Genomic DNA, 6,596 nt, shown 5'->3' with positions numbered 1-6,596 from the left:
CCCACGATGTCGCGGTGTACCTGGATTTGCGCACGGTCGGCTCCACCAGCGGGCTGTACGCGAACCAGCAGCTGCCGGTGTCGCTTCGGGGTACACAGCTGCTGGTCGACACGCTGGAAGCGGTGCACGAGCAGCTGCTGACCACGGCGATCGAGGCCAGGGTTTCCGACCAGGAAGGCTTGCTTCAGGGGCTGGACGAGCTGACCGAAGCGGCGACGACCGTTGAGGTCATCGGGAACGTTGAGCGGGAGACGACTGTCGGGGGTTCTGCGGAGCAGTCGGCCAGCGCTGGGGCTTCGGCGTCTTGGGGACCGGGCGGTCCGCGCGGTCAGGTGAGGATGTCGGGCAGCAGCAGGCATTCGGTCACGGCTTCGGATCGGTTGCGGCGCACCGGAACCGAGCATCACCAGGTCATTTTCGGGCCGCTCAGCCGGGCGCTGGCCCGGATCACGGCCGCGCTGGCACCTGCCCGGCTGTGGCTGTTGCTGGACGAGTGGAGCTCCATTCCCCTTGAGCTGCAACCGTTGCTGGCGGATTTGCTGCGCCGCAGCGTGCTTCCGACGCGCGGGACGACGGTCAAGATCGCGGCGATCGAGCGCCGGTCCCGGTTCCGCGAACCAGGCGACGAGGGCGACTACGTCGGCATCGAGGTCGGCGCGGACGCGGCCTCCGCGGTCAGCTTCGACGACGTGCTCCGGTTCGATCACGGCCGGACCCAGTCGAGGCAGTTTTTCGCCGAACTGTTCCTCAACCACGTACGACCGCGGATGCCGGTGACCGACGACCCGGCGGAATTCGTGGCCACCGCGTTCAGCCGCACCGCGTTTCCCGAACTCGTGCGCGCGGCCGAGGGCGTACCCCGGGACGCGATCAACATCGCCGCCTTGGCCGCGCAGCACGCGAACACGGCGACGATCGGGATCCGGCACGTCCGGCAGGCCGCGCAAGACTGGTATCTGCGGGACAAGTACGCCGCCATCGCCGGGAACGAACCGGCCTTGACGACACTTCGGTGGCTGGTCGACGAGGTCGTCGGCCGCAGGCGCTCGCGTACTTTCCTGCTCGACCACGCCACAGGTGCGAATGACCCGACCATGCGCGATCTGAACGACGCCCGGCTCGTCCACCTGGTGCGACGCGGCATTGTCGACCGGAAGCGGCCGGGAACGCTTTACGACGGGTTCGCCATCGACTACGGCTGTTACGTCGCCTTGCTGGCTGACGGCGAACAACCGTCCCGGCGAAGCAAATCCGACGCCTGGCTGACCGATCCGCACCGCGCACTGCCGGAGAGTGTCCCTCTCGAACAATTGCTGGTCGAACTACCCGGCGCGGCGAGATCGGTGCCACGGCAGCGAAAACCGCGCGAATGAGCTAGCGGAGCCGTTCGAGCGCGGCGACGGTGGCCGGGACGTCTTCCCAGATCGGGGAGTGCCCGGTCTCCACGGTGACGAGTTCGCTGTTCGGCAGGTGGTCGACCAGGTGCTGCGCGTCCGCGAGAGTGCGGGCCCGGTCGTGGATTCCGTGGAGCACGGTGACCGGGCAGCGGATCGACGCCAGGCGTGGCGTGAGGTCCAGATCCCGTTGGCTTCGCAGGACTTCCAGCGCGGCTTCGGCGGGGACGCGGGCGGCGTAGTCGAGCAGTTCAGCGCGCAGGTCCGGCGGCAACGGGGTGGCGAAGGACCGGTCGAGCACCGCGGCGTGCAGGTCGGGACCCCAGGCCGAGGCGATCGTGGCCAGGATCCGGTCGACGTCGCCGTGGCCGCGCATGTGCGCGCCGGTGTTCGCCAGCAGCAGCGCGGACACCAGATCCGGCCGGGCGGCCGCGACGACCGCCGCGATACAGCCGCCCGTGGAGTGTCCGATCAGCGTGACCGGGCGGCCGTGCTGGTCGATCCGGTCGGCGACCCGCGCCGCGATGTCCTCGATCCGCCACGGACCGGGCGCGGTCATCCAGTCGACCGCGTCCAGTTCGTCGGGCAGCGCGGCCGCCAGCCGTGCGTAGATCCGCGGGCTGCAGAACGTGCCCGGCACCGCCACGGCGGGCACTGGAGTCAGTTGTCCTTGAGCGGGAAACCGCCGCCGATGCCGCGCCAGGCGAGGTTCGCGGTGAGCGCCACCGCGTCCTCGCGGCTCATCGACTGGTTGTGCTGCAGCCAGTAGCGCGCGCTGACCTGGCTCATCCCGACCAGGCCGACGGCCAGCAGCCGCGCCTTCTCCTCGTCAAGACCGGCGTCGGAGGTGATCGTCTCGGTGATGGCCTCGACGCTGGCCGACGTCGCGCGGTCCACCGCCTCCTGGACGGCGGGTTCGCCGCGCAGATCGGATTCGAAGACCATGCGGAACGCGCCCGCGTCGTTGTTCACGAAGTCGAAGAACGCGCCGACCGTGGCCGGGACGCGCTGGCGGTTGTCCGTGGTGGAGTTCAGCGCGCCCTGCACCCGGCCGACCAGGTCGTCGACGTGGCTTTCCAGCAGCGCGATGTAGAGGTCGAGCTTGCCGGGGAAGTGCTGGTAGAGCACCGGTTTGCTGACGCCGGCCTCTTCGGCGATCTCGTCCATGGCCGCCGCGTGGTACCCGTGCTCGGCGAAGACGCGCTGCGCGGCTGTCAGCAACTGGGCCCGGCGCTCGGTCCGGGGCAACCGGACGCCTCGTTGCAGTCGCGCCATCTCCGTCATACTTCCTCCGTCCGCAGCCTTCGCCGGGCGGGTTCACCACCGCGTGAAGTGAACCTGACATTACTCGTGGGTACGCCCGAAATGCCAAGGGTCAGGCATCCTGGACTGGTGACCACCACGACCTCCCGCCCCGCCACCGCGGCGGCGGTCCGCCCGCCGGTGACCCAGGTGCCATTGTCGACTACGCCCCTTCCGCCGCTCGACGGGGCGCTGCCAGCCTGGCCGGGAACGGTCGAAGACGGCCTGCACATCCGGCACACGCCCGGCCCCGACGGCACGCCCGCGGTGTACGTGCACGGGCTCGGCGGATCGTCCACGAACTGGACCGACCTGGCCGCGCTGCTCGCCCCGACCGCCGCCGGACAGGCCGTTGACCTGCCCGGATTCGGCTATTCGGAGCCCGCGGAAGGGTTCGCGTACAGCCTCGACGACCACGCCGACGTCATCGCGGGCCGGCTGGAGCGGCTCGGAAAGCCGGTGCATCTGCTCGGCAACTCGATGGGCGGCGCGATCGCGCTGCTGGTCGCGGCGCGGCGGCCGGAGCTGGTGAGAACTCTCACCCTGATTTCCCCGGCGATGCCCGACCGCCGCCCGGACCCGCGCCGGCTGTCCGATCCGCTGATGGCGCTGGCCTACCTGCCGGTGGTCGGCGCGCGGGTGCGCCGCCGGATGGCCGGGATGACGGCTCGCGAACGCGCCGCGCAGGTCATCAAGCTGTGCTTCCACGACCCGTCGCGCTTCCCGGACGCCCGGCTGGACGAACTGGTCGAGGAGCACGCCGCGCGCGCCGGGTTCCCGTGGGCGCTGGCCGCGATGGAGCGCAGCACGTTCGGCATCTTCCGGCGCTGGACCGCGCTCGGCGCCGCGTCGCTCTGGTCGGTCGCCAAGCAGGTCGAGGCCCCGACGCTGGTCGTCTGGGGACTCCACGACCGGGTGATCTCGGTCAAGCGCGCGCTGCGGACCGCGCAGACGATTCCGCGCGCCCGGCTGCTGGTCCTCCCGCGCACCGGACACGTCGCCCAGATGGAACGTCCGCAGGTGGTCGCCCGTGCCGTGCTCGGTCTGTGGGAGGGCGCGGACAAGGGCTCCTGGTAGCCCGAACGGGGGACCGCGGATCGCCGGGGAGCCCGCCAGTCGCTGCCGGGAAGGTCGCCGCCGTGTGGCACCCTGGGTCGGTGGACCGGCTGAAGCAGGACGCGCGAGCGAAGGACCGGCGGGGCCCGACCGCTGGGTCGGCCCGGCGTTCAGCGTCCTCCGGGTCCGGCGACGCGGAGGCCGACTCGTCGCGCGTCGGCCAGTACCGGCCCGCGCGCAAGCCCGCCCAGCGCGTGGGCGAGGACCGGTACCGGCCGGGCGGACGCCGCACGAGCGCTGAGCCGCTGGCCGCCTCCTGGAAACCCAAGGACGGCGCGGAGAAGCGTCCGGAGCCGAAGAAGAAGCAGTCCCAGTTCGGCCGGTTCGTGAAGACGTACGGCTGGCGGGTGTACGCGCTGCCGATCCTGGCCGTGATCACCGTGCTGGTCGCGGTCAACACGGCAACCAGCTCGCCCGACGCAGGCGTCGGCAGCAGCGGCGAGGTCGCGTCCGGCGACACGTCCTCGGGCGCGATCGACGGGGGCGGCGGCATCCCGGAGAACCCAGCGCAGCCGGTGAACCTCAACGTGCCGACCGCCGACCTGCCCAGCGGCGGGCCCTTCACGCAGACCGGCAAGGGGACCTGGCACATCGTGCCGGGGTCGAGCGACGTCGTGGGCAAGAGCGGGAAGCTCTACACCTACACCGTCGAGGTCGAGGACGGCATCGACCCGGCGAGTTACGCCGGAGACGACAGCTTCGGGACCGCGGTGCAGGGCATTTTGTCCGATCCGCGCAGCTGGACCTGGAACGGCGAGATCCGGTTGCAGCGGGTCGACGCGAGCTATCCAGACCCGAGTTTCCGGGTGAGCCTCACCACGCCGGACACCACGCACCGGCCGGACGCGTGCGGGTTCCAGATCAAATTCGAGGCCTCCTGCTACCGGCGCAGCATGGGCCGGGTGCTGATCAACTTGTCGCGCTGGGTGCGCGGCGCGAAGGTCTACGGCCCGGACATGACGGGGTACCGGCAGTACGCCATCAACCACGAGGTCGGGCACGCGCTGGGCAACAATCACGTGGGCTGCCCCGGAAACGACCAGCCCGCGCCGGTGATGATGCAGCAGTCGTTCGGCGTCGCCGACGACTACGTCGCGATGCTCAACAACATCCCCGGCGGCGACAAGGGCAAGGTCGCCGCGGACCATCGCGTGTGCAAGCCGAACGCGTGGCCGAACCCGACTCCGCCGGGCCAGTAACAACGTCCCACGATCTGAGAGCAGGGAAGTCTCCCTTGCGAGCGGGCGTTGAACATACTGGGATCGACTACGCGACCCGCGCGAGTATGGAGGACCCGATGTCAGACACGGCACTGCCGCCGCTCGTAGAGCCGGCAGCCGAGCTCACCAAGGAAGAGGTGGCCCGGTACAGCCGTCACCTGATCATCCCGGACGTCGGGGTGGTCGGGCAGAAGCGGTTGAAGAACGCGAAGGTCCTGGTCATCGGTGCGGGCGGCCTCGGAAGCCCGGCGCTGCTGTACCTGGCGGCGGCCGGCGTGGGCACGCTCGGCATCATCGACTTCGACGTCGTCGACGAATCCAACCTGCAGCGCCAGGTGATCCACGGCCAGTCCGACGTCGGCAAGCTCAAGGCCGCGTCGGCGCAGGAATCGATCGCGGAGATCAACCCGCTGGTCAAGGTGCACCTGCACACCGAGCGGCTCGAATCGGCGAACGCGCTGGAGATCTTCCGGCAGTACGACCTGATCCTCGACGGCACGGACAACTTCGCCACCCGCTACCTGGTCAACGACGCGGCGGTGCTGCTCGGAAAGCCGTATGTGTGGGGCTCGATCTTCCGGTTCGAAGGCCAGGTCAGCGTCTTCTGGGAGGACGCTCCGAACGGCAAGGGTCTCAACTACCGGGATCTCTACCCCGAGCCGCCGCCCCCGGGCATGGTCCCGTCCTGCGCGGAAGGCGGAGTGCTGGGCGTGCTGTGCGCGTCGATCGGCTCGATCATGGTGACCGAGGCGATCAAGCTCATCACCGGCATCGGAGAACCGCTGCTCGGGCGGTTGATCTCCTATGACGCGCTGGAGATGAAGTACCGCGAGGTCAAGATCCGCAAGGACCCGGAGACCCCGAAGATCACGGAACTGATCGACTACGAAGCCTTCTGCGGCGTGGTGTCGGAAGAAGCAGCCTCGGCCGCCTCCGGCAGCACGATCACGCCCGCGGAACTGAAGGCGAAGTTCGACTCCGGCGAGGACTTCGCCCTGATCGACGTCCGCGAGCCGCACGAGTACGAGATCGTCAACATCAAGGGCGCCACGCTGATCCCGAAGGACCGCATCCTGTCCGGCGAGGCACTGGCGGAACTGCCGCAGGACAAGCCGATCGTCCTGCACTGCAAGTCCGGCGCCCGCTCGGCAGAGGCACTGGCCGCCCTGCACGCGGCCGGCTTCAAGGACGCCACCCACCTGGGCGGCGGAGTCCTGGCCTGGGCACGGCAGATCGACCCGAGCCTGCCGACCTACTGAGGTACTGCTGCCTGTCCGTGAAGGGCTCCTTGAGGGACTTAGATTCCCTGAAGGAGCCCTTCACGTATTTCAGGCTTCGGCCAGGGTCGTGAGCGCCCACCCGGCACCGCACCCCATGCCGCATTGGGGTGCCATCCAGGCAATCCGCGAACCCACGCGACCACCCACCCAAGCCCCGCGCCCACCCACGACACCGCCGCCGACGCACCCAACCCTCAGCGCACCCACGCCACCCCCCGCGCCCCACCCCACCAAACCGCCGCCGACGCACCAAACAAGCGAGGCACCCACACCTCCCCCGCACC

6 protein-coding genes are annotated in these 6,596 nt (G+C 69.8%); 4 read left to right on the top strand and 2 right to left on the bottom strand.

The window, feature by feature from the left end; translation table 11 throughout:
- On the top strand, nt 1-1,373 hold a 1,373-nt coding region (locus H5411_RS45635; protein ID WP_220818344.1), incomplete at its 5' end, for a hypothetical protein.
- 1 nt (nt 1,374) lies between these two features.
- Here the strand turns inward: H5411_RS45635 and H5411_RS45630 are convergent.
- Entirely contained in the window at nt 1,375-2,049 is a 675-nt protein-coding gene (locus H5411_RS45630; protein WP_312878763.1) for an alpha/beta fold hydrolase, read from the bottom strand.
- Between the two features lie 5 nt (nt 2,050-2,054).
- Entirely contained in the window at nt 2,055-2,678 is a 624-nt protein-coding gene (locus H5411_RS45625) for a TetR/AcrR family transcriptional regulator (protein ID WP_009072985.1), read from the bottom strand.
- A gap of 81 nt (nt 2,679-2,759) precedes the next feature.
- On the opposite strand from H5411_RS45625, the gene H5411_RS45620 reads away from it, so the two are divergent.
- The 3 genes from H5411_RS45620 (at nt 2,760) to moeZ (ending at nt 6,291) form a co-directional block, all read left to right on the top strand.
- Nucleotides 2,760-3,773 (top strand): alpha/beta hydrolase, encoded by a 1,014-nt coding sequence (locus tag H5411_RS45620; RefSeq protein WP_220818343.1) that lies wholly within the window; start codon nt 2,760-2,762, stop codon nt 3,771-3,773.
- Nucleotides 3,774-3,853: 80 nt separating this feature from the next.
- Entirely contained in the window at nt 3,854-5,011 is a 1,158-nt protein-coding gene (locus H5411_RS45615; RefSeq protein WP_101435731.1) for a DUF3152 domain-containing protein, read from the top strand.
- A gap of 98 nt (nt 5,012-5,109) precedes the next feature.
- The gene (moeZ, locus tag H5411_RS45610; protein ID WP_037353382.1) at nt 5,110-6,291 is read left to right on the top strand and encodes an adenylyltransferase/sulfurtransferase MoeZ; all 1,182 of its coding nucleotides are present in this window, start codon (nt 5,110-5,112) and stop codon (nt 6,289-6,291) included.
- Nucleotides 6,292-6,596 lie beyond the last annotated feature (305 nt).

The sequence above is a fragment of the Amycolatopsis echigonensis genome (assembly GCF_014174495.1).
Taxonomy (GTDB): Bacteria; Actinomycetota; Actinomycetes; order Mycobacteriales; family Pseudonocardiaceae; genus Amycolatopsis; species Amycolatopsis echigonensis.
The sequence above is the reverse complement of the archived record's forward strand: the minus strand, read 5'-3'. Positions and strand labels throughout refer to the sequence as shown.